Annotated in this window: 28 protein-coding genes; 16 read left to right on the top strand and 12 right to left on the bottom strand. The window is 72.1% G+C overall.

Annotated elements, in window-relative coordinates; translation table 11 throughout:
- Window positions 1-3 precede the first annotated feature (3 nt).
- Window positions 4-1,305, bottom strand: a complete 1,302-nt coding sequence (locus tag AB0M30_RS26640; RefSeq protein ID WP_364588660.1) for a nicotinate phosphoribosyltransferase — start codon at window positions 1,303-1,305, stop codon at window positions 4-6.
- 74 nt (window positions 1,306-1,379) lie between these two features.
- On the opposite strand from AB0M30_RS26640, the gene clpS reads away from it, so the two are divergent.
- From clpS to AB0M30_RS26625, 3 genes are read left to right on the top strand one after another with little or no spacing between them, the layout of a single operon-like run.
- On the top strand, window positions 1,380-1,679 hold the full coding sequence (clpS, locus tag AB0M30_RS26635) for an ATP-dependent Clp protease adapter ClpS (protein WP_013229464.1): 300 nt from the start codon (window positions 1,380-1,382) through the stop codon (window positions 1,677-1,679).
- Entirely contained in the window at window positions 1,676-2,233 is a 558-nt protein-coding gene (locus AB0M30_RS26630) for a DUF2017 domain-containing protein (RefSeq protein ID WP_020640928.1), read from the top strand. Before clpS ends, AB0M30_RS26630 begins: the two co-directional genes overlap by 4 nt.
- Window positions 2,230-3,222, top strand: coding sequence for a P1 family peptidase (locus AB0M30_RS26625; protein WP_364588657.1), 993 nt, complete (start codon window positions 2,230-2,232; stop codon window positions 3,220-3,222). The genes AB0M30_RS26630 and AB0M30_RS26625 overlap by 4 nt, the downstream gene beginning before the upstream one ends.
- Here the strand turns inward: AB0M30_RS26625 and AB0M30_RS26620 are convergent.
- A complete protein-coding gene (locus AB0M30_RS26620; RefSeq protein ID WP_364588654.1) occupies window positions 3,207-3,551 on the bottom strand; it encodes a hypothetical protein in 345 nt (114 codons plus the stop codon). The two genes, AB0M30_RS26625 and AB0M30_RS26620, sit on opposite strands and share 16 nt — an antisense overlap.
- A 117-nt stretch (window positions 3,552-3,668) precedes the next feature.
- On the opposite strand from AB0M30_RS26620, the gene AB0M30_RS26615 reads away from it, so the two are divergent.
- The 3 genes from AB0M30_RS26615 (at window position 3,669) to AB0M30_RS26605 (ending at window position 5,368) form a co-directional block, all read left to right on the top strand.
- Complete coding sequence (locus AB0M30_RS26615) at window positions 3,669-4,076, top strand: M67 family metallopeptidase (protein WP_103344314.1); 408 nt, start codon at window positions 3,669-3,671, stop codon at window positions 4,074-4,076.
- Between the two features lie 65 nt (window positions 4,077-4,141).
- Window positions 4,142-4,414 carry a MoaD/ThiS family protein gene (locus AB0M30_RS26610; RefSeq protein ID WP_086679767.1) on the top strand — a complete coding sequence of 91 codons (273 nt, stop codon included), beginning with the start codon at window positions 4,142-4,144 and terminating at the stop codon, window positions 4,412-4,414.
- 3 nt (window positions 4,415-4,417) lie between these two features.
- On the top strand, window positions 4,418-5,368 hold the full coding sequence (locus AB0M30_RS26605; protein ID WP_364588651.1) for a cysteine synthase: 951 nt from the start codon (window positions 4,418-4,420) through the stop codon (window positions 5,366-5,368).
- A 1-nt stretch (window position 5,369) separates the two neighbouring features.
- On the opposite strand, the gene AB0M30_RS26600 is transcribed toward AB0M30_RS26605, so the two are convergent.
- A complete protein-coding gene (locus tag AB0M30_RS26600; protein WP_364588648.1) occupies window positions 5,370-6,197 on the bottom strand; it encodes an MBL fold metallo-hydrolase in 828 nt (275 codons plus the stop codon).
- Window positions 6,198-6,207: 10 nt separating this feature from the next.
- Here AB0M30_RS26600 and AB0M30_RS26595 point away from each other — a divergent pair, with 10 nt between their 5' ends.
- The gene (locus AB0M30_RS26595; RefSeq protein ID WP_364588645.1) at window positions 6,208-6,924 is read left to right on the top strand and encodes an aspartate/glutamate racemase family protein; all 717 of its coding nucleotides are present in this window, start codon (window positions 6,208-6,210) and stop codon (window positions 6,922-6,924) included.
- Window positions 6,925-6,926: 2 nt separating this feature from the next.
- On the opposite strand, the gene AB0M30_RS26590 is transcribed toward AB0M30_RS26595, so the two are convergent.
- On the bottom strand, window positions 6,927-7,778 hold the full coding sequence (locus AB0M30_RS26590; RefSeq protein ID WP_364588643.1) for an arylamine N-acetyltransferase: 852 nt from the start codon (window positions 7,776-7,778) through the stop codon (window positions 6,927-6,929).
- Between the two features lie 91 nt (window positions 7,779-7,869).
- Here AB0M30_RS26590 and AB0M30_RS26585 point away from each other — a divergent pair, with 91 nt between their 5' ends.
- Genes AB0M30_RS26585 through rdgB form a run of 5 tightly spaced genes read left to right on the top strand, consistent with a single transcriptional unit; the run spans window position 7,870 to window position 11,498 of the window.
- Window positions 7,870-8,499, top strand: a complete 630-nt coding sequence (locus AB0M30_RS26585) for a rhomboid family intramembrane serine protease (RefSeq protein ID WP_364588640.1) — start codon at window positions 7,870-7,872, stop codon at window positions 8,497-8,499.
- Entirely contained in the window at window positions 8,496-9,302 is an 807-nt protein-coding gene (gene murI / locus AB0M30_RS26580) for a glutamate racemase (protein ID WP_364588637.1), read from the top strand. The genes AB0M30_RS26585 and murI overlap by 4 nt, the downstream gene beginning before the upstream one ends.
- 29 nt (window positions 9,303-9,331) lie before the next feature.
- Complete coding sequence (locus tag AB0M30_RS26575) at window positions 9,332-10,099, top strand: MBL fold metallo-hydrolase (RefSeq protein WP_364588634.1); 768 nt, start codon at window positions 9,332-9,334, stop codon at window positions 10,097-10,099.
- Window positions 10,100-10,122: 23 nt separating this feature from the next.
- Window positions 10,123-10,899, top strand: coding sequence for a ribonuclease PH (gene rph, locus AB0M30_RS26570; protein ID WP_364588631.1), 777 nt, complete (start codon window positions 10,123-10,125; stop codon window positions 10,897-10,899).
- Window positions 10,896-11,498: an RdgB/HAM1 family non-canonical purine NTP pyrophosphatase gene (gene rdgB, locus AB0M30_RS26565; protein ID WP_360179338.1), complete on the top strand. Its 603-nt coding sequence runs from the start codon at window positions 10,896-10,898 to the stop codon at window positions 11,496-11,498. The genes rph and rdgB overlap by 4 nt, the downstream gene beginning before the upstream one ends.
- A gap of 40 nt (window positions 11,499-11,538) precedes the next feature.
- Here the strand turns inward: rdgB and bcp are convergent, their stop codons facing one another.
- The 5 genes from bcp to AB0M30_RS26540 form a co-directional block, all read right to left on the bottom strand.
- On the bottom strand, window positions 11,539-12,012 hold the full coding sequence (bcp, locus tag AB0M30_RS26560) for a thioredoxin-dependent thiol peroxidase (RefSeq protein ID WP_364588628.1): 474 nt from the start codon (window positions 12,010-12,012) through the stop codon (window positions 11,539-11,541).
- Window positions 12,013-12,027: 15 nt separating this feature from the next.
- Window positions 12,028-12,573 (bottom strand): hypothetical protein, encoded by a 546-nt coding sequence (locus tag AB0M30_RS26555; protein ID WP_103344325.1) that lies wholly within the window; start codon window positions 12,571-12,573, stop codon window positions 12,028-12,030.
- Between the two features lie 190 nt (window positions 12,574-12,763).
- Window positions 12,764-12,946: a hypothetical protein gene (locus AB0M30_RS26550; RefSeq protein ID WP_103344326.1), complete on the bottom strand. Its 183-nt coding sequence runs from the start codon at window positions 12,944-12,946 to the stop codon at window positions 12,764-12,766.
- A 129-nt stretch (window positions 12,947-13,075) separates the two neighbouring features.
- A complete protein-coding gene (locus tag AB0M30_RS26545; RefSeq protein WP_364588625.1) occupies window positions 13,076-13,963 on the bottom strand; it encodes a hypothetical protein in 888 nt (295 codons plus the stop codon).
- 49 nt (window positions 13,964-14,012) lie between these two features.
- Window positions 14,013-14,891 carry an AraC family transcriptional regulator gene (locus AB0M30_RS26540; protein WP_364588622.1) on the bottom strand — a complete coding sequence of 293 codons (879 nt, stop codon included), beginning with the start codon at window positions 14,889-14,891 and terminating at the stop codon, window positions 14,013-14,015.
- 118 nt (window positions 14,892-15,009) lie between these two features.
- Between AB0M30_RS26540 and AB0M30_RS26535 the strand changes: the two genes are divergently transcribed.
- A complete protein-coding gene (locus AB0M30_RS26535) occupies window positions 15,010-16,092 on the top strand; it encodes an aldo/keto reductase (RefSeq protein ID WP_364588619.1) in 1,083 nt (360 codons plus the stop codon).
- Window positions 16,093-16,098: 6 nt separating this feature from the next.
- Here the strand turns inward: AB0M30_RS26535 and AB0M30_RS26530 are convergent, their stop codons facing one another.
- Entirely contained in the window at window positions 16,099-17,016 is a 918-nt protein-coding gene (locus AB0M30_RS26530) for a helix-turn-helix domain-containing protein (protein WP_364588616.1), read from the bottom strand.
- A gap of 70 nt (window positions 17,017-17,086) precedes the next feature.
- Between AB0M30_RS26530 and AB0M30_RS26525 the strand changes: the two genes are divergently transcribed.
- Window positions 17,087-18,028, top strand: coding sequence for a saccharopine dehydrogenase NADP-binding domain-containing protein (locus AB0M30_RS26525; RefSeq protein WP_364588613.1), 942 nt, complete (start codon window positions 17,087-17,089; stop codon window positions 18,026-18,028).
- A gap of 166 nt (window positions 18,029-18,194) precedes the next feature.
- Here AB0M30_RS26525 and AB0M30_RS26520 read toward each other — a convergent pair whose 3' ends face one another.
- The gene (locus AB0M30_RS26520; protein ID WP_364588610.1) at window positions 18,195-19,499 is read right to left on the bottom strand and encodes a site-specific integrase; all 1,305 of its coding nucleotides are present in this window, start codon (window positions 19,497-19,499) and stop codon (window positions 18,195-18,197) included.
- A complete protein-coding gene (locus AB0M30_RS26515; RefSeq protein ID WP_364588607.1) occupies window positions 19,499-19,780 on the bottom strand; it encodes a hypothetical protein in 282 nt (93 codons plus the stop codon). The genes AB0M30_RS26520 and AB0M30_RS26515 overlap by 1 nt, the downstream gene beginning before the upstream one ends.
- On the opposite strand from AB0M30_RS26515, the gene AB0M30_RS26510 reads away from it, so the two are divergent.
- On the top strand, window positions 19,779-20,210 hold the full coding sequence (locus AB0M30_RS26510) for a DUF5753 domain-containing protein (RefSeq protein WP_364588897.1): 432 nt from the start codon (window positions 19,779-19,781) through the stop codon (window positions 20,208-20,210). The genes AB0M30_RS26515 and AB0M30_RS26510 overlap by 2 nt on opposite strands.
- Window positions 20,207-20,383 carry a DUF397 domain-containing protein gene (locus tag AB0M30_RS26505; RefSeq protein ID WP_364588604.1) on the top strand — a complete coding sequence of 59 codons (177 nt, stop codon included), beginning with the start codon at window positions 20,207-20,209 and terminating at the stop codon, window positions 20,381-20,383. The genes AB0M30_RS26510 and AB0M30_RS26505 overlap by 4 nt, the downstream gene beginning before the upstream one ends.
- Window positions 20,384-20,446: the final 63 nt, after the last annotated feature.

The raw sequence follows: 20,446 nt of genomic DNA, 5'->3' as shown, positions 1-20,446 counted from the left end.
GTTTCAGAAGAAGAGGGTGGGGATGGCGGGTTCGCCGTGCGAGAGCTTGAGGCCCTCCCACGGCAAGCTGACCAGGCCGCGGCGCAGCCGCTGCCTCGCGTCGTCGAGCGTAGGCAGGTCGGGCGCCGGACGGCCAGCGCGGATCAGCGGGATCTGCAGCGGCCGGTCGTTGGCTTCCGGTTCGGGAGCGGCCCCCGAGGTCGTCCAGACGACCTCTTCGACCGCCGTGCCGGTGCCGCGGTGGCGCCGCAGCGCGGACTTGCGGCCGCCGCGCGACTCCTTGTGCGCGCTGCGCTTGGCGACCGGCTTGCCGTCCACCTCGACCAGCTTGTAGACCATCCCGGCGGTCGGCGCGCCGGACCCGGTGACCACCGAGGTGCCGACGCCGTAGGCGTCCACCGGCTCCGCGCGCAGCGCCGCGATGGCGTGTTCGTCCAGGTCACCGGACACCACGATCCGGGTGTCCTTCGCACCGAGGGAATCCAGCTGCTCGCGGGCGCGGCGGGCGAGCGGGCCGACGTCGCCGGAGTCGATCCGGATCGCGCCGAGCTCGGGCCCGGCGACGCGGACCGCCGCCTCGATGCCCGCGGTGATGTCGTACGTGTCGACCAGCAGCGTCGTGTCCGCGCCCATCTTGTCCACCTGGGCGCGGAAGGCCGCTTCCTCGCTGTCGTGCAGCAGCATGAAGGCGTGCGCGACGGTGCCGCGCGTCGGGATGCCGTAGCGGCGGCCGGCTTCCAGGTTGGACGTCGTCGCGAACCCGGCCAGGTAGGCGGCCCGCGCGGCCGCGACCGCGGCGTACTCGTGCGTGCGGCGGCCGCCCATCTCGATGATCGGGCGGCCGTGCGCGGCGCCGGACATCCGGGCCGCGGCCGACGCGATGGCGCTGTCGTGGTTGAGGATCGACAGCACCAGCGTCTCCAGCAGCACGCACTCGGCGAACGAGCCGGTGACGGTGAGGATCGGCGAGCCCGGGAAGTACAGCTCGCCCTCGGGGTAGCCGTCGATGTCACCCGAGAACTCGTAATCGGCGAGCCAGCCCAGCGTCGCGTCGTCGACCACCGCGGTGGCCTCCAGCTGCGCCAGTTCGGCGTCGGTGAAGCGGAAGTCCGCGATCGCGTCGAGGACCCGGGCGGTGCCCGCCACGACGCCGTAGCGCCGCCCGTCCGGCAGCCTCCTGGCGAAAACTTCGAATACGCAGGGCCGCGCGTGCGTCCCGTCGGCGAGTGCGCTGCCCAGCATGGTCAGCTCGTAGTGGTCGGTGAGCAGCGCAGTGCTGGCCGTGACCGGCTCCGGTGAACCCATGGGGTAAGCCTATTCACCCACATGGCCGGACCTGGCGCGGCGTACCCCGTCACCCCCGTGACACCATGGGGTGCATGTCCACGCCTGTCGCATCCGAACAGACGCAGGTCGAACCGGCCGGAGCGGAAGTCGCCGAGTCGGACACACCGTGGCGGACCGTGGTGTGGAACGACCCGGTCAACCTGATGTCGTACGTGACGTACGTCTTCCAGAAGCTGTTCGGCTACAGCCGTGACCACGCCACCAAGCTCATGCTGGACGTGCACCAGAAGGGCAAGGCGATCGTGTCGTCCGGCAGCAAGGAGAAGGTGGAGACGGACGTGGCGAAACTCCACGCGGCCGGCCTCTGGGCCACCATGGAGCAGCCCTCGTGAACGGTTGGCGGCGCAAGGGCGCGGTGATCCACGCGGGGTTCGAGCAGCAGGAAGCGGCCGTGCTGCGCGGGCTGGTCAGCCAGCTCGAGGACATGCTCACCGCGCGGGCCGAAGAGGCGCCCCAGGACGAGCTCGCCGAGCTCACCGGCATCCGGACCGGGCCCAGCGAGTCGCCGGACGACCCGGTGCTCTCGCGGCTGCTCCCGGACTTCCACAAGCTCGACCCGGACAACCCGTCGCGGGAGGACATCGACTCCGTCGCGGCGATGCGGTCGCTGCACGAGCCGGAGCTGCTCGACATCAAGGTCGGCGTGGCCAAGATCGTGCTCGACACGCTGCCCCGCGACGGCGGCCACGTTCGCCTGACCGAGGAACAGGCCGACGCGTGGCTGGGCGCGCTCAACGACGTCCGGCTGGCGCTCGGCACCGCGCTCGACGTCACCGAGGACATGCCCGACGAGCTGCCCGAGGACGACCCGCGGGCCCCGCACCTGGGCGTCTACCACTGGCTGACCTGGGTGCAGGAGACGCTGATCCAGGCGCTGACCGGATGATCACCGACGTGCCGGGTGTCCTGGTCGGGCACCACGAGCGGGTCGGCGACGGCTGGGCCACCGGGACGACGGTGGTGCTGGTGCCCGAGGGCGCGGTCGGCGCGGTCGACCAGCGCGGTGGCGCGCCCGGCACGCGGGAGACGAACCTGCTGGAGCCGGAGAACCTGGTGCAGCGGGTCAACGCGGTCTGCCTCTCGGGCGGATCGGCGTACGGCCTCGCCGCGGCCGACGGCGTGATGCGGTGGCTTTCGGAGCGCAACCTGGGCTTTCCCGTCGGGACGCAGCCGCACGAGGTGGTGCCGATCGTGCCCGCGGCCGTGCTGTTCGACCTGCCGCGCAGCGACTGGGGCAACCGGCCCGACGCGTCCTTCGGCTACGCGGCGTGCGACGCGGCTTCGCGCTCGTTCGAGCAGGGCACGGTGGGGGCGGGTGCGGGGGCGGCCGTGGGGTCGCTGAAGGGCGGGATCGGCTCGGCCAGCGAAGTCGTCGGCGAATTCACGGTCGGGGCGCTGGCGGCGGTCAACGCGGCCGGTGAGGCCGTGGACCTGGCGACAGGCCGGGCGTACGCCGCCGACCACGGCGACTTCGGCGTCCAGTGGCCTTCGCGAGCCGCTGACCTGCCCTCCCGCCGGACGGACCTCAACACGACCATCGGCGTCGTCGCGGTCGACGCGGCGCTGTCCAAGGCCGAAGCGCGGCGGATCGCGGTCGCGGCGCAGGACGGCCTGGCGCGAGCCGTGCGCCCGGCCCACACGATGTTCGACGGCGACACGGTGTTCGCGCTGGCCACGGGGGCGCACGAGCTGCCGGACGCGAGCGGCCCGTTCGGCGCGGCGGCCCGGCCGGCGGCGCTGGACGCGCTGTGCTCGGCGGCGGCGCGGGTGTTCGCGCGGGCGATGGTGCACGGCCTGCTGGCGGCGACCACGGCCGGCGGGGTGCCCGCCTACCGGGACGTCTGGCCGGAAGCGTTCGGTCAGCCGCCCGGGTAGGGGTCCTCGGGCAGGGCGTCGCCGGCGGCCTCCAGGTTCGCCGCGCGCACGGTGCTCACGTACTCCTCGTCGATCTCCATGTCGATCCCGCCGACGGACAGGATCGGCCCGAGCGAGGGGTGGATCTCGAGCGGGCCCAGTTCGGTGGAGCGCGGCAGGCGCTCCCAGATCTGCTTCGGCCGGTTCAGGCTCCATCGGCTGCACGCCAGCAGGGTGACGTGCCGGTCGGTGACCATGACCAGGAACCCGACGCGCATGCGTGAGCGGTTGACGTAGAGCGACATCCCCGGGATCACGTACTGGATCCGCTCGTCCGTGCCCAGGTACATCCGGCACCGATCGCGTATTTTCGACGACACTGGCACCCGGCCAGTATCCCGGGAACGGCCGGTGAGCGGTAGGTCTCAGCATCTGGACGAGCTTTGTCCACCACCTAAGATGTCGGTGTGCTCCGGATCCGCCGTGAACTCGTCGACGAGATCGTCGCCCATGCCCGCCGTGACCACCCCGACGAGGCGTGCGGGGTGATCGCCGGGCCCGAAGGGTCGGATTCCCCCGAGCGGTTCATCCCCATGCTCAACGCGGCCCGCTCGCCGACGTTCTACGAGTTCGACTCCGGTGACCTGCTGAAGCTCTACCGCGAGATGGCCGCGAACGACGAGGTGCCGGTGGTGATCTACCACTCGCACACCGCGACCGAGGCCTACCCGTCGCGGACCGACGCGAACATCGCGGCCGAGCCGGACGCGCACTACGTGCTCGTCTCCACCCGCGACCCCGAAGTGCACGAGTTCCGGTCGTACCGGATCGTGGACGCCGAGATCACCGAGGAGCCGGTCGAGATCCTCGGCTGAGCCCACGGAATAAACCGCCGCGCCACCGGCGTCTGCGTGTAAGAACCCACCGGAGGTAAGAACCCATGGCCGTGACCGTCTCCATCCCGACGATCCTGCGCACCCACACCGGCGGCGAGAAGTCCGTCGAGGCGAAGGGCGCGACCGTCCTCGAGGTCATCGACGACGTCGAGTCCCGCCACGCGGGCATCAAGGGCCGCCTGGTGAAGGAGGAGAAGCTGCACCGCTTCATCAACGTCTACGTCAACGACGAGGACGTGCGCTTCGCCGGCGGGCTCGAGGCCGAGGTCAAGGACGGCGACACCCTGACCATCCTGCCCGCCGTGGCCGGTGGCTGATCGATGGCTCGCTTCGAGTCCCTGCTCGACGCGCTCGGCGGCACCCCGCTGGTCGGGCTGCCCCGGCTCTCCCCGACGCACGACGTGCGCCTGTGGGCCAAGCTGGAGGACCGCAACCCGACCGGTTCGATCAAGGACCGGCCCGCGCTGGCCATGATCGAAGCCGCCGAGCGCGAAGGCAAGCTGCGGCGCGGCTCCACGATCCTGGAGCCGACGTCGGGCAACACCGGGATTTCGCTGGCCATGGCCGCCAAGCTCAAGGGCTACGGGCTGGTCTGCGTGATGCCGGAGAACACCTCCACCGAGCGCAAGCAGCTGCTGCAGGCCTACGGCGCGCGGATCGTCTTCTCGCCGGCCGCGGGTGGCTCGAACGAGGCCGTCCGGCGGGCGAAGGAGCTGGCCGAGGCGAACCCCGACTGGGTGATGCTCTACCAGTACGGCAACCCGGCCAACGCCGACGCGCACTACCGCGGCACCGGCCCGGAGCTGCTCAAGGACCTGCCGACGCTGACGCACTTCGTCGGCGGCCTCGGCACGACGGGCACGCTCGTCGGCGTCGGGCGCTACCTGCACGAGGCGAAGCCGGACGTCCGGATCATCGCGGCCGAGCCACGCTACGGCGAGCTGGTGTACGGCCTGCGCAACCTCGACGAGGGGTTCGTGCCGGAGCTGTACGACCCCTCGGTGCTCAACGGCCGGTACTCCGTGGGGGCGTACGACGCGTTGCGGCGCACCCGGGAGCTGCTGGAGAACGAAGGCATCTTCGCGGGCATCTCGACGGGCGCGGTGCTGCACGCGGCCTTGGCGGTGGCCGAGAAGGCCGCGGCCAAGGGCGACACGGCGGACGTGGCGTTCGTCGTCGCGGACGCCGGGTGGAAGTACCTGTCCACGGGGGCCTACGCGGGGTCGCTCGACGAGGCGGCCCAGCGGCTCGACGGGCAGCTCTGGGCCTGAGTCACTCGGCCTGCCACAGCGCGGGCAAGGCGAGGTCGACACCGTCGGCCCGCGCCAGCCGCTCGAAGGTGGCCATGGTCGCTCCCAGGTCGTCGAACGGCTTCGGCAGCAGCTTGAGCGGCTTGGACAGCGGGCGCCAGAAGGCGTCCCAGTGGATCGGGCGGACGACGCGCGGGCCGAGCGCGCCGGCGGTCTCCCGCCAGTACCGCTCACGCCATTCCTCGGTTTGCTTGCCGGCCGCCCCGATGCCGAGGTAGACGACGTTCGCCGAGTAGCCGGTGAGCGCTCCGGGCACGAAGTTCGCCGACGCGTGGACCACGACGCTGCCCGCCGCGTGCGCGATGTGGAACGAGTAGCACCGCCCGGTCTTGAAGGCCTTCGCCCTGGCCGGCAGCCGGACCGGCTCGGTGATCTCACCGGGCACCCGGTCGCCGGCACTGTGCTCGGCCTCAATCGGCGTCACGGTGAAGGCGCCGAACTCGACGGGCCGGCCCGGGACCAGTTCCTCGAACGGCCCGGCGGCCAGGCCGTAGCCCTCCTGGACCTTGCGGGTCGACGGCGAGCCGGCCAGCGTGGCCCCGGTCAGCTCGGCGACGACCGGCGCGTCGAGGGCGTGGTCGACGTGGGAGTGCGCCACCAGCACGGCGTCGAGTTCCGTGATCCCGAGGCGGCGCAGGGCCTCCTCGATCCGGCCGCGGTCCGGCGCCACGCGTGTCGCCAGCTTCAGCAGGGACGGCCGGGAGAAGAAGCCGTCGACCAGGACCGCCGAACTCCCGTCGGTGACCAGGACGTTCGAAACCCCGGCGAACGCCGTGCGCAGTTCGGGCATGCTGGGGAGTATGAAGGTCATCGGGCTGCTCGGCGGCATGAGCTGGGAATCCTCGATCGAGTACTACCGGCTCGTCAACGAGCGGGTGAAGACCGTCCTCGGCGGGTTCCACTCCGCGCACACCGTGCTCTACTCCGTCGACTTCGCCGCCATCGAAGCCATGCAGGCCGACGGCCGCTGGGACGACGCCGGTGCCGAGCTGAACCGGGCCGCCAAGGCCCTTGAAGCCGCCGGAGCCGACTTCGTCGTGCTGTGCACCAACACCATGCACAAGGTCGCCGAGCAGCTGGAAGACGGCCTCGGCATCCCGCTGCTGCACCTCGGCGACGCCACCGCCGCGGCCATCAAGGCCGCCGGTGTCCGCCGGGTCGGGCTGCTCGGGACCGGCTTCACCATGGGGCAGCCCTTCTACCGCGACCGCCTCGCCGCGCACGGGCTCGACGTGCTCGTGCCCACTGCCGAAGACCGCGACCTCGTGCACCGGATCATCTACGACGAGCTGGTGCTCGGCGTCGTGAAGCCCGAGTCCCGCGAGGCCTACCGCGGCGTGATCGCGCGGCTGGCCGGCGCGGGCGCCGAGGGCGTCATCTACGGCTGCACCGAGATCGAGCTGCTCGTCGGGCCGCAGGACAGCCCGGTGCCGACGTTCCCCACGACCCGCCTGCACGCCGAGGCGGCGGTGGACTACGCCCTGGGCACCACCTCGCTGCCCGTGCCGCCCGCCTGAGGTCACACGCCGACCACCGCCTCGCCGCCCGTGTGCGCTTCGTGCTGCGCGACGACCTGCCGCCACAGCCGTTCGCGCTCCTCGTCCGTGAACCGCGCCGGTGAGACGCCGAACACGTCGGCCGCCGCCGTCCACCAGGCCGGCGGCGACTCGATCAGCTCCTTGACGCCGTGGCGGTTCAGGGTCAGCGCCCGCAGGGTGTCGACGCCGGCCGCGTCGCGCCGCTGGAGCACGCAGACCCGCACGAACCCGGACTCCGGCGCCGTCGACAGCCACGCGTGCTTCTCGGCGAAGTCGGCCATCTCCGCCGGGCCGGGTGCGAAGTCGAAGCCGGTGAAGCTGCCCGAGGGGTCGTGGTCGAACCGCCAGCCACCCGGCGCCACCTCCGACGGCCGTAGCCGGTAGGTGTGCGGGCCCTGGACGTACGTGCCTTCCCGGAGGGGGAGCGGCTCGTGGATGCCGTCGCCCAGCCCGGCGTCCACCAGCCAGGTCGCCGACGGGTCCTCGGGCAGGCCGGTGACGGTCAGGGCCAGGTGGTTCCGGTCGACGTTCGGCGCGTCCGCGGCGCCGCCCTGCACCCCGCCGTGGTGGCGCGTGACCTGGTAGCCGAGGGCCCGCAGCAGCGCCGAGAACGCCCCGTTCAGGTGGTAGCAGTACCCGCCACGGCCCCGCAGGATCCGCGCCAGCGACGCCGACGGCTCGAGCGAGGTCGTCCGCCCGAGCTGGATCTCCAGCGGCTCGTACGGCACCCGTTCCACGTGTGCCGCGTGCAGCCGCCGGAGGGCGTCGGCGCTCGGCGGCTCCGCGTCGAGGCCGAGCCGCTGCAGGTATCCGGTGACGTCGAAGTTCCCCATGCCGCCACGGTAGCGGCGACCCCCGACAAAACCCGCGGATCAGGGATTTCACCCGAGGTGGAGTGGCCACGACGCGCCGTAGCCTCGAAGGGTGAGCACCTTGAGCCCCGCCCCGGAAACCGCCGCCGCCAAGCGCGTGCTGCCGCCGAAGCCGGTGGCGGCCGCGATCGTCGCGCTGTCGTTCACCCTGCTGCTGTACCTGGTCGAGCTGGTCGACGTCATCCTCCCCGGTGACCTCGACCAGGGCGGCATCCACTCGCGGGCGCTGTCCGGGCTGGACGGCGTGCTGTTCGCCCCGGTCCTGCACTTGGGCTGGTCGCACCTGTTCGCGAACACCGTCCCGGTGCTGGTGTTCTCCTTCCTCGCGATGGCCGCCGGAATCGGCCGGTTCGCGCTGGTCACGGCGATCATCTGGGTGGTTTCCGGGCTCGGCGTGTGGCTGATCGGGCCGTCGGACGGCGTCACCGTCGGCGCGTCCGGGCTGGCCTTCGGCTGGCTCGCCTACCTGCTGGTCCGCGGCCTGTTCAACCGCGCGGCCGGGCAGATCGTGGTCGCCGTCGTCCTGCTCGGCGTGTGGAGCGGCATGCTGGCCGGGCTGCTGCCGGGCAACCCCGGCGTCTCCTGGCAGGGCCACCTCTTCGGCGCGCTGGCCGGCGTGCTCGCGGCCTGGCTGACCACCCGCCGGGCCGGCAAAGCCGCGCCGGGTAACCTCGAAGTGTGACGTCTCCGCCCGCTGATGCCCCGATCGGTGTGTTCGATTCCGGCGTCGGCGGGCTGACCGTCGCGAGGGCGATCCTCGAGCAGCTGCCCGCCGAGCAGCTCCGCTACGTCGGCGACACGGCGCACAACCCGTACGGCCCGCTCCCGATCGCCACCGCCCGCAGCTACGCGCTCGCGGCGCTCGACGAGCTGGTCGAGAGCGGCGTGAAGGCCCTGGTGATCGCCTGCAACACGGCGTCCGCGGCCTGCCTGCGCGACGCGCGCGAGCGCTACGAAGTCCCGGTGATCGAGGTCGTCCTGCCCGCCACGCGCCGCGCCGTCGTGGCGACGCACACCGGCCGCGTCGGCGTGATCGGCACCGAGGGCACCGTGCGGTCGCGGGCCTACGAAGACGCCTTCACCGCGGCGCCCGGCATCACGCTCACCAGCGTCGCCTGCCCGCGGTTCGTCGACTTCGTCGAGCGCGGCATCACGACCGGGCGCCAGGTGCTCGGGCTCGCGCAGGGTTACCTCCAGCCGCTGCTCGACGCCCAGGTCGACACGCTCGTCCTCGGCTGCACGCACTACCCGCTGCTGCAGGGCGTGCTGCAGATCGTGATGGGCCAGGAAGTCACCCTCGTTTCGAGCGCGGACGAGACCGCCAAGGACCTCGTCCGCGTGCTCACCGAGCAGGACCTGCTGACCACGCGGGACACCCCGCCGCGCCACGAGTTCCTCGCCACCGGTTCGGCGGAGCCGTTCACCCGGCTCGCCCAGCGGTTCATGGGGTTCGCGCCGGGTGTCCTCGCTCCCACAACCGCGTGATCGCGGCGGTGGACGCTTAGGGTGTCGTCGTGCGACTGACCATCCTCGGGTGCTCCGGCAGCATCCCCGGGCCGAACGCCGCCGCGTCCGGCTACCTGGTCGAGGCCGAGGGCTTCCTGCTCGGCCTCGAACTCGGCAACGGCACGCTCGCGCAGCTGCAGGCCGTGGCCGACCCGTTCGACCTGGACGCGCTCGTGCTCACGCACCTGCACCCCGACCACTGCGCCGACGTCAGCGCGCTCACCGTCCTGCGGCGCTACCACCCGGCGCCGCCGTACCCGGCGCGCCCGCGGCTGCTGCCGCTGTACGCCCCGCCGGACGCCCCGGTCCGGCTGGCCAACGCCTACGCCCCCAACGAGACCGAGCGGGCCGTCACGGACCTCTCCGACGTCTACGAGTTCCGGCCACTGCGGTCCGAGCCGTTCCGGATCGGGCCGTTCGAGGCCGTCGCGGTCGAGGTCGACCACCCGACCCCGGCGTACGGGCTGCGGCTGTCCTACGGCGGCCGGATCCTCGCCTTCACCGGCGACACCGGGCCGTGCGCGGCGCTGAACGAGCTCGCCGACGGCGTCGACCTCCTGCTCGCCGAAGCGTCCTGGACGGACTCGGCGGAGCGCCCGGCGGGGGTGCACCTGTCGGGCAAGCAGGCCGGTGAGCTGGCCCGTGACGCCGGCGTCGGGCGGCTGTTGCTGACGCACATCGCGCCCTGGACCGACGCCGGGGCGGTGCTGGCCGAGGCTTCGGCCGGGTTCCCCGGCGCCGAGGTCGTCAAGCAGGGTGCCGTCTACGACGTCTGAGCGCGCGGTCATAGAGTGCACGTGTGGCTCGTAAAGATGGCAGGAACGACGACCAGCTCCGCGACATCAAGATCACCCGGGGGTTCCAGCAGTGGCCGGCGGGGTCGGTGCTGATCGAATTCGGCAACACGCGGGTGCTGTGCGCGGCGAGCGTCACCGAAGGGGTGCCGCGCTGGCGGGCCGGCTCCGGCCTCGGCTGGGTGACGGCCGAGTACGCGATGCTGCCGTCCGCGACCAACACGCGCAGCGACCGTGAGTCGGTGAAGGGCCGGATCGGCGGCCGCACGCACGAGATCTCGCGGCTGATCGGCCGCTCGCTGCGGGCCTGCATCGACCTGGCGGCGCTGGGCGAGAACACGATCGTCATCGACTGCGACGTCATCCAGGCCGACGGCGGCACCCGCACGGCGGCGGTGACCGGCGGTTACGTGGCCCTGGCGGACGCGATCACCTGGCTGGGCGCGGCGAACCGGCTGAACGACCCGCAGCCGCTGTCGTCGTCGGTGGCGGCGGTGAGCGTCGGCGTCGTCGACGGCCGGGTGCGGCTCGACCTGCCGTACGAAGAGGACTCGCGCGCCGAGGTCGACATGAACGTGGTGGCCACCGACGCGGGCACCCTGATCGAGGTCCAGGGCACCGGCGAGGGCGCCACCTTCGCCCGGTCCACTTTGGACAGGATGCTCGACCTGGCGCTCGCGGGCTGCGCGGAGCTGACCCGCCTGCAGAACGAAGCCCTGGCGCTGCCCTACCCGGGTGAGCTGCCGGAGCCGCGCCCGGACAAGAAGAAGGGCTCGAAGTGACGAAGCTGCTTCTGGCCACGCGCAACGCGAAGAAGCTGGGCGAGCTGCGGCGGATCGTGGCCGCGGAAGGTCTTTCGGGCCTCGAGGTGATCGGCCTCGCGGACGTGCCCGACTTCCCCGAGGCACCCGAGACGGCCCCGGACTTCGAGGGCAACGCGGTGGCGAAGGCCCGCGACGCGGTGGCGGCGACCGGATTGCCGGCCATCGCGGACGACTCGGGCATCGCGGTCGACGCGTTGAACGGCATGCCCGGCGTGCTGTCGGCCCGGTGGTCCGGGCGCCACGGCGACGACGAGGCGAACCTGGATCTGGTGCTGGGCCAGCTTCGTGACGTGCCCGACGAGCGCCGGGGAGCCCAGTTCGTCTGCGCGGCGGCTTTGGTGTTGCCGTCGGGCGAGGAGACGGTGGTCCGTGGCGAATGGCGCGGCACCCTGGTCCGGGAACGGCGTGGGGTGAACGGCTTCGGGTACGACCCGATCTTCCGGCCGGACGGCGAGAGCCGGACGTCGGCGGAGATGGAACCGGCGGAGAAGGACGCGGTTTCCCACCGGGGGCTGGCTTTGCGGGCGCTGCTGCCGGCGCTGCGCGAGCTGGCTTAGCTCCGCTTCAGCGCCGGCTCGCCACGCTCATGGCGCGGCGTCAGGCAGCCAGGCCGAGGTCCCGGATCAGCTTCGCCACGTGGCCGGTCGCCCGGACGTTGTAGAAAGCGTGGGCGATCTTGCCGTCGGCGTCCACGACGAACGTCGAGCGGATCACGCCCAGATACGTCTTGCCGTAGTTCTTCTTCTCGCCGTACGCGCCCCACGCTTCGATGACCGTCTTCTCGGGGTCGCCCAGCAGCGGGAACGTGAGGCCTTCGTTCGAAACGAACTTCGCGAGCTTCGCCTGCTTGTCCGGTGAGATGCCGACGACCTGGTAGCCGGCGTCGTTCAGCTCGGCGAGGTTGTCGCGGAAGTCGCAGGCCTGCTTGGTGCAGCCCGGGGTGCTCGCCGCCGGGTAGAAGTACACGACGACGGACCGGCCGCGGAAGTCGCGCAGCGACACCTCGTTGCCCTCGCTGTCGGGCAGGGTGAAGTCCGGGGCTTCGTCACCGGGGGAAAGGCGCTCGGTCATGCCCCGAGCCTAGCGTCAGGCGGGACCGCAGTAGGTGACCGCGACGGCCTCGGTGGCGCTCGGCCGGATCTGCAGCCGCAGCTGCGTCTGCTCGCGCGGGACCGCGAACGCCAGCGTGATGTGCACCGAGCGGCCCGGCATGACGTCCTTGCCCGCGTCGGTGATGCCGGTGAAGCCCTGGGTGGTGTCCACGACCTGCTTGACGGCGGCGCCACTCGAGGTGGCGGTCACGTTGAGGCCCGAGAGCTTGTACGTCGTCGAGCCGTCGTTGGTCAGCTGGACGTCGAAGGCCGCGCCGCGCGGGCTCTGCGGGTACGCCGACGGGCTGGGCCGGAACGACTGCGGGGAGCCGACCGAGATGGTGAGGCCGCTGGCGAACCGGTGATCGGCGCCGAACTTGAGGTCGTGGCCCGCCGGGGAGACCGAGGCGCCGGCGCCCGCGGGTGAGCCGGCCGCGCCGAGGGCCGCGGTGCCGTCGTGCGCCGAGGGGACCCCGCACGCCACCGCCAGGCCGAGCAGTCCTGCGGTGAACATGATCTTGCGGGTGCGCGCGAGCGCCATTGCGGGTACTCCAGTCGGCGGGTCGGGTGCCGTCGGCAACGGGGGATTGCCGGGCGAACCCGCTCCACTCTGGCCGTGATCGCGCGCGGTTACGAGGCGCAACCGGGGGTTGTCGCGCACCTGGTGCCACCCCGTGGCCAATCCGTGACCGGAACGGCACGGCTGGTGACAATCTCTGGCCACATGCCACTTAAACCGCGAGCGCGAACAACAGGATGAAGATCGCGACGCCGGCCACCCACGCCGCCATCAGCCAGCCGAAATCCCGGACCGGGTCGACCGCGCGGCTCTCCTCGCCCGGCACGTACACGCCGCGCTCCTCGAACCAGTCCACCCAGCGGGCGATCCAGTGCAACGGATTGCGCGACGACATGCTTCACCTCCGGGGGCGCGTTTCCCCCGTCACAGTACGCGTTCGGCCACGCACGCCGGAAGACGCGGGCGGCCGTCCACTTCCGACAGGCCACGGCCGGGTGAACCTCGGCGCCACTCGTGTAGAAACTCAGGCGAGTCCGTGACGGTGCAGGATCGCCACCGCACGGACGGTCGCGTAACCGCGCCATTCGAGCGCCGCGGCCGGCGAAAAGCTCGCGAAATCCACCCGCCAGCCACCATCGTCCTGTTGCGCGGCCGCGAGCCGCCGCAGTTCGGCCTCGATGACGTCGTCGGCGAACAACGCGCGCGCCGGGCGGTCCGGCAGCGGGGCGAAGTCCAGGGCGCGGAGGGTTTCGCCCTCCGAACCACCGTCCACCGGGGCCAGTCCGTCGGCCGGGACGAACGCGGCGAGGTGCTCCAGGAGCGCGGGCGCCTCCTCATAGAGGTCGTGCGCCGCGTCCGCGAACTGCACCGCGAAGGACAACGCGATCGCGTGCGGCGGCGCGGAAAGCTCGCGGATGGCGCGGAAGCAGTACCGGGTCGCCGCGGCCAGCCACGGGTGCTCGCGCACGGCCCGGTCGTGGCGGGCGACGCGCAGGGCCACGCCCGCGGTGAACGCGGTGCTCTGCAGGGTGGCCTCCGCCGGATCGGCCTGGACCCAGAAGGGCGCGCAGCCGGCCGGGTCCGCCACGGGCCGGGCGAACGGCAGGCCACCGTCCGGACGGGACGCCGTGGCCAGCCAGTCGCAGAGCTGCGCCGCGTGCGGTGTCGTCGCCGGGGCGATCTCCTCGAACACCTCAAAGGCGTGGAGGGCGCCACCGGGCTGGCTTTCCGGCGCCCGCAGGTCCGGCTCGAGGCCCCAGCCGTAGCCGCCGTCGGCGTTGCGGTAGCCGTCGACGGCGGCCAGCACCGCGTCGGCGCCGGCGGTACCGCCGAGCAGCTCGAAGCGGCGGCGGTCGAGGAGGCGGGCGTGCGTCGCCATGAAGGACGCCGCCGCGGGAAGGTTCACGGACATGCCGCCAGCCTCGCACCGGTGCGGCCGGCGGTCTTGAACGGATCGGACCTCAGGGCAGCCGGGGCCCGACGGCGGGGGCCTCGCGCAGCCGTGCCGCGTCCTGCCCGGGTGGGGCACCGAACAGGCGGCGGTACTCGCGGTTGAACTGCGAAGGGCTGTCGTAGCCGACGAGGTGCCCGACACCGGCGACGTCGCCCGCGTCGGCCAGCAGCAGCGACCGGGCTTCCTGCAGGCGGATGCGCTTCTGGAACTGCAGCGGGCTCATCGCCGTCACCGCGCGGAACTGGCGGTGGAACGCCGACGCGCTCAGCCCGCTCAGCCGCGCGAGCTCCTCGATCCGCATCGGCTCGGCGTAGTTGGCCCGGATCCAGCGGATGGCGCGGCCGACGTGGGCGGTGCCGCTGTCGGCCAGGCCGATCCGGCGGACCAGGCCGCCGTGCGGGCCGGTCAGCAGCCGCCAGAGGATCTCCCGCTCGATCAGCGGCGCGAGCACGGGCGCGTCGGACGGGTGGTCGAGCAGTCGCAGCAGCCGCAGCGCCGCGTCCAGCAGCTCCGGACCGGCGTCGTCGATGGCGATGGGGGACGCGGGTGGGGTGCGAGGCGGCGCCTCGAGCAGCAGCGGGGCGATCGCCGCGGGCCGCAGGGCCAGGCCGAGGCCCAGTGCCGGCGTCCGCGGGCCGGCGCCGACGAAGTGGCCGGTCACCGGCAGGTCGGTGCCGACCAGCAGGTATTGCCCGGCGCGGTACTCGTGCACGTGGTCGCCGAGCAGCAGGCGCTTGCCGCCCTGGGCCATGACGACCAGCAGCGGCTCGGCGAGCGAGTGGTGCGGTTCGCTCGTTTCCACTTTGGACAGCAGCAGGCCCGGCACCGGCGTGCGCAGGTCGGCGTGCGCGTGCCGGGTGATGAGGTCGCGGAGTTGTTCGAGCACTCGTCCAGATAACCGGGGCCGAGAGGATCGTGCAAGAGGTCGGGGCGATCGGTCTACCGGTGAACAGGGTGTTCGCGGTTTCCTGGTCTCAGTCGATCCACTGAGCAAGGAGAGTTTCGTGTCACTCGATCACTACGTCACCCTCGGCCGGTCCGGCCTCCGCGTCAGCCCCTTCGCCCTCGGCGCGATGACCTTCGGCGAGGACCCCGGTGGGGCCGGCTGCGGGGTCGAGGAGTCCGAAAAGATCCTCGCGACCTACCTCGACCTCGGCGGCAACTTCGTCGACACGGCGAACTTCTACACCAACGGGCATTCGGAAAAGATCCTCGGCGACTTCTTCGCCGCCCGCCCCGGCCTCCGTGCGCGGGTGGTGCTCGCGTCGAAGTTCTTCGGCAACCTGTTCCCCGGCGACCCCAACGGCGGCGGCGCCGGCCGGGCGTCGATCATCGCCCAGCTCGACGAGACGCTCCGGCGGCTGCGGACGGACCACCTCGACCTGTACTGGCTGCACAACTGGGACCGCCGCACGCCGATCGAGGAGACCATGCGGGCCCTCGACGACCTGGTGCGCGCGGGCAAGATCCGGTACGTCGGCTTCTCCAACACCCCGGCTTGGGTCACCGCGCAGGCGCAGGCGACCGCCTTGCTGCGCGGCTGGACGCCGTTGATCGCGCTGCAGGTCGAGTATTCGCTGCTGGCGCGGACGGTCGAGGGCGAGCTGGCGCCGTTCGCGCTCGACCAGGGCCTGGCGCTGGTGCCGTGGAGCCCGCTGAAGAACGGTTTCCTGTCGGGCAAGTACCGGCGTGGCGCTCCGGCGCCGGAGTCCGCCCGCGCGGCTTTCGTCGGCGGTCCGTCCGAAGCGGAGTTCGCGGTCGTCGACGCCGTCGCCGCGATCGCCGGCGAGGTCGGGTCGACGTCCGCGGCGGTGTCGCTGGCGTGGTTGCGCGCGCGGCGCGGAACGGTGGTCCCGATCATCGGCGCGCGGCGGCTGGAGCACCTGACCGGCAACCTCGCCGGGCTCGAGGTGACGCTGACGCCGGCGCAGCTGGCCCGGCTGGACGAGGTGTCGGCGCCGACGCTGGACTACCCGGCCCCGATGCACGGCGCCCAGCGGGCGATGCTCCAGTTCGCGGGCACGACGGTCGACGGTGAACCGTCCACTGTGTACCCGCCGTTGCTGCAGAGCGACGTCCGCTACTGAAGGACGCTAACTGCGGAACGTGCGGCGGTAGGTGTCCGGGGGCACGCCGACCGTCCGGTTGAAGTGCCGCCGCAACGTCGTCGCCGTGCCCATGCCGACCGACTCCGCGACCGCGTCGATGCTCGCGTCCGTGTTCTCCAGCAGCTCCTGCGCGCGGCGGATGCGCTGGTTCAGCAACCACCGCAACGGCGTCGTGCCGGTGGCCGAACGGAAGTGGCGGCCCAGGTGGCGGGAGCTCATGTTCGCTCGGCGGGCCAGGTCCTCGACCGTCAGCGGGCGGTCGAGGCGGGCGGTGATCCACGGGAGCAGCGAGGCCAGCGGGTGGTCGTCGCGGGTGGGGACCGGTGCCGTCACGAACTGGGCCTGGCCGCCCGCTCGGTGCGGTGGCACCACCAGGCGGCGGGCGATCGCGTTGGCCGCCGCCGGGCCGTGGTCGGCGCGGACCAGGTGGAGGCACAGGTCCATGGCCGCCGCCTTGCCCGCCGAGGTCAGGACCTGGCCGTTGTCGACGTAAAGGACGTCGGGGTCCACCGTGACCCGCGGGTAGCGGGCGGCGAGGACGTCCGTGTGGGCCCAGTGCGTGGTGGCGCGCAAGCCGTCCAGCAGCCCGGCCGCGGCCAGCACGAACGCGCCCGTGCACAGCGACGCCACCCGGGAGCCGCGGGCGTGGGCGGCGCGCACGGCTTCGACCAGGCCGGCCGGGGGGTCCGCGTCGACGTCGGCCCAGCCCGGCACGAGCACCGTGTCCGCGCGCGCCAGCCGGTCGAGGCCGTGGTCCGGCTCCAGCAGGAACCGGCCCACCCGCACCGGGGCCGGGCCGCAGACCGCGAACCCGTACCGGGGGTCGTCGCCGAACACCTCGGTGGCGATCGTCAGCTCGAACGACAGCATCCCGTCCGTGGCGGCGAGGGCGACAGCGTGCATGTCCGAAACTGTACGCATCCCGTCGTTCCGGACACTGGTGGCGACCACCGCCGCTGGCCAGGATTGCCTCATGACTTCGGTACTGGTTTACGGCGCTTACGGGCACACCGGCCGCTTCGTGGTGGCTGAACTGCGGAAACGCGGCTACGACGTGGTCCTTTCCGGACGGAACGCGGCGAAGCTGCCGGGCGGGCGGCCGGCGTCGGTCGACGATCCGGCGTCCCTCGACCGCGCGCTCGAGGGCGTGGCCGCGGTGATCAACTGCGCGGGCCCGTTCGCCGAGACGGCCCTGCCGGTCGCCGAGGCGGCCATCCGCGCCGGCGTCCCGTACGTCGACGTCGCCGCCGAGCTCGAGGCGAACCTCGACACCCTCGCCCTGACCGCCGACACCGCCGTGGTGCCCGCGATGGCGTTCTTCGGCGGCCTGGCCGACCTGCTGGCCACGGCGGCGATGGGCGACTGGACGGCGGCCGACGAGGTGCACGTCGCCTACGGGCTCAGCGGCTGGCGCCCCACGGCCGGAACCCTCGCCGCGGGGCGGGTGTCCCGGGAACGCCGTGGCGGCAAGCGCATCCGCTTCGCGGGAGGACGGCTGGAGTACCGCGACGACGCGTTGCCGACGCGGGAGTGGCCGTTCCCCGAGCCGCTCGGTCCCCGGCCCGTCCTCGGCGAGTTCTCGATGGCCGACATCGTCACCATCCCGCGGCACTTGAAGGTGCGCGACGTCGTCAGCTACATGACGGTCGACGCGGCGGAAGGCCTCGCGGCGGCGGGCGAGCGCGACGCGGCCGAGACGTTCGTGGTCGACGTCGTGGTGCGAGCCGGGGAAGAGGAACGCCGGATCGTCGCGCGCGGCGAGGACATCTACGCGGTGAGCGCGCCGCTGGCGGTGGAGGCGGTGGACCGGATCCTGACCGGGCGGGTGAAGGTGAAGGGCGTCGCGCCGGCGGGGGAGATGTTCGACGCCGCCGATTTCCTGCGGGCGCTGGCCCCGCACATCACGGTCGAGTAGGCCGCCGGGCGGGGCACGGCGAGCGAGGCCGGCGCGCACCTGTCGCACGCAGACCCCGCCCACGCGCGAGTGGGCCCGGAGAGACTCGAACTCTCACTGGCACGGACCTTCATTCCCGCAAGCTAGCGGGTGCTGGCGGGGCCTTCGGAATCAGCTCCGCTGCAGGTCATCCCGCTTGTTCGCCGATCATCAAACTAGTGGGAACTAACGGCGCTAAGTGCCGGTCTGCTGTAAATCCTGCTGTACGCCCGGCCATCAACTCGGCCAGCATCCCCTCAACCACGGCGAGCCGTTGGGCCAACAGCACGGGGTCGGTTGACGGGTCCGGGCCGGACGTCGGCGGGGCCGCGGTGCGCCGCTCGAGCGCCTCCCGGACGGTGTCGAACCCGGCGTCGGAGAGGTGCGCGTACCGGCGGGTCACCTCGGTGTCGGAGTGGCCCATGACGCGGGCGATCTCCGTCAGCGGCACGCCCTCTTGGATCAGCCACGAGGCGTAGGTGTGGCGCATGTCGTGCGGCCGAACCCGACCTTCGATCCCGGCGAGGTCGAGGGCGCGCTTCCAGATCGTCTTGCCCCAGTCGTTCGACTTCAGCGGCGCGCCGCGGCCACCGCGGAACAGGATGTCGCCGCGGCACTCGCCGATCCGGTGGGTGATCCCGCACGTCTCGCGCAGCCCGAGCGCGGCCTGCCGTTCCCGGTGGGTGACCAGCCGGCCGACGAGGTCGGCCGGTAGCGGGACCGTGCGCTCCTCCTTGTCCTTCGGCACTGGGTCGATCACGTAGGCCTTCTGGTCGAACTTCTCGACGACCCGGATCGTGCCGCGTTGCAGGTCGACCCGGTCCCAGTGCAGGCCGGCGAGTTCGCCGAAGCGCAGCCCGGTCTCGACGCCGAGTCGGACGAGTAGTGCGTTCGGGCCGTCGAGGGCGAACGTGATGGCCTCGACCTCGTCCGGTGTCAGGTACCGCTCGAGGCCGGTCGGGAGATCGGGGTAGGCGACATCTCGCGCCGGGCTGGAGGCGAGCCGGCGGTCGGCGACGGCGGCGTTCAGGCTGGTCTTCAGCAGCATCAGCGCCGAGCGGAACGTCCACGGCGGGCACGGCGGCTTCGCGCCTCGCCGCGGCGGTGTGGTCATCTTCCGCTTCCAACGCTCGACCATCATCGGCGTGATGTCGCCGAGCTTGGTTTGCGACCAGGTTGGCGCGATCCAGTTCCCGGCGACCGACCGGTAGTTCTCGTCGGTGGCGAAGGCGAGAGAGCGGGAGCTGTGCCAGAGGTCGAACCATGCTCCCCACTCGATCTTCGCGCCCTTCACGTCGAGTGCACCTGGCTCGCGCGCTTCAGACTCCCTCCGGCCGGCCTCACGCAGGGCCTGCGCTTCCTGGGTGAACGCGCCGGCAGACTGTTCGACGCCGTGCCCGTCGCGGTAGATGCCCTGGTAGTTGCCCGATGTGAGTCTTCTGGTCCAGGCCACTATGCCTCCTTGCTCAGGTGCTGGGTGATCTCGCGGAACGCGGCTTCGTTCCGCGCGGCCAGTGCTTGCTCCGGGGTCACCTTGCGCGAGAGCGCCTCGATGAGTTCCTCGTCGGCGCGGTAGTCGGCTTCGCGGTAGGCGAGCAGCATTCGCCAGATCCACGCGATGGCGACGGCGGTGGCGGCACCGACGATGAACGGTGGCGTGCTGCGGTAGTCGTGGGTGATGACCAGCAGAACCCCCAGGGTGGCGGTCAGCAGGCTCGCCCCGCCGGTGGCCATGCTGGACGAGGACGCGAAGGTGCGGCTGAGGATCGCCCGGCAGGAGATCCTGACGAAGGAGAAGCCGGTCGAGTTCACGGCGTTGATCCATGAGTGCGTGCTGCGTGAGGTGCTCGTGTCGCCCGCTGTGCAGGCGTCGCAGCTGCGGCACTTGCTGGCGATCGGGACGCTGGCCAACGTGACGGTCCAGGTCGTGCGCGCCGGCGTCGGCTGGCATCCGGGGCTGGATGGGTCCTTCATCTTGTACGAGTTCCTCGACACCCCGTCGATCGTTCACATCGAGCACTTCAGCTCGAGTGCGTTCCTCTACGAGGACCGGGACGTCGCGAACTTCAAGGCAGCCGCGCGCATCGTGCGCGGCGTGGCGATGAGCCCGGAGGACTCGGCCGAGCTCATCGCCGAGGTGATGGAGGATATGGAGATGAGATGACCCTACCCAACCGCCCGACGTGGCGGAAGTCGTCCTACTCGGCCTCGCAGAGCGAATGCGTCGAGGTGGCCCTGGCCCCCGTAGTGGGGGTCCGGGACACGAAGGACAGGGAAGGTGGCGAGCTGACGATTCCGGCAGAAGCGTGGGCGGTGTTCACGCGGCGGGTGCGTTAGCCAGACCAGGAGCCCCCGACGCAGGGCGATGGGCGTCGGGGGCTCCGTCATATCCGGGGCTGC

The organism is Amycolatopsis sp. NPDC051716, from assembly GCF_040681595.1.
GTDB lineage: Bacteria > Actinomycetota > Actinomycetes > Mycobacteriales > Pseudonocardiaceae > Amycolatopsis.
This window is presented reverse-complemented; position numbering and strand designations above follow the sequence as displayed.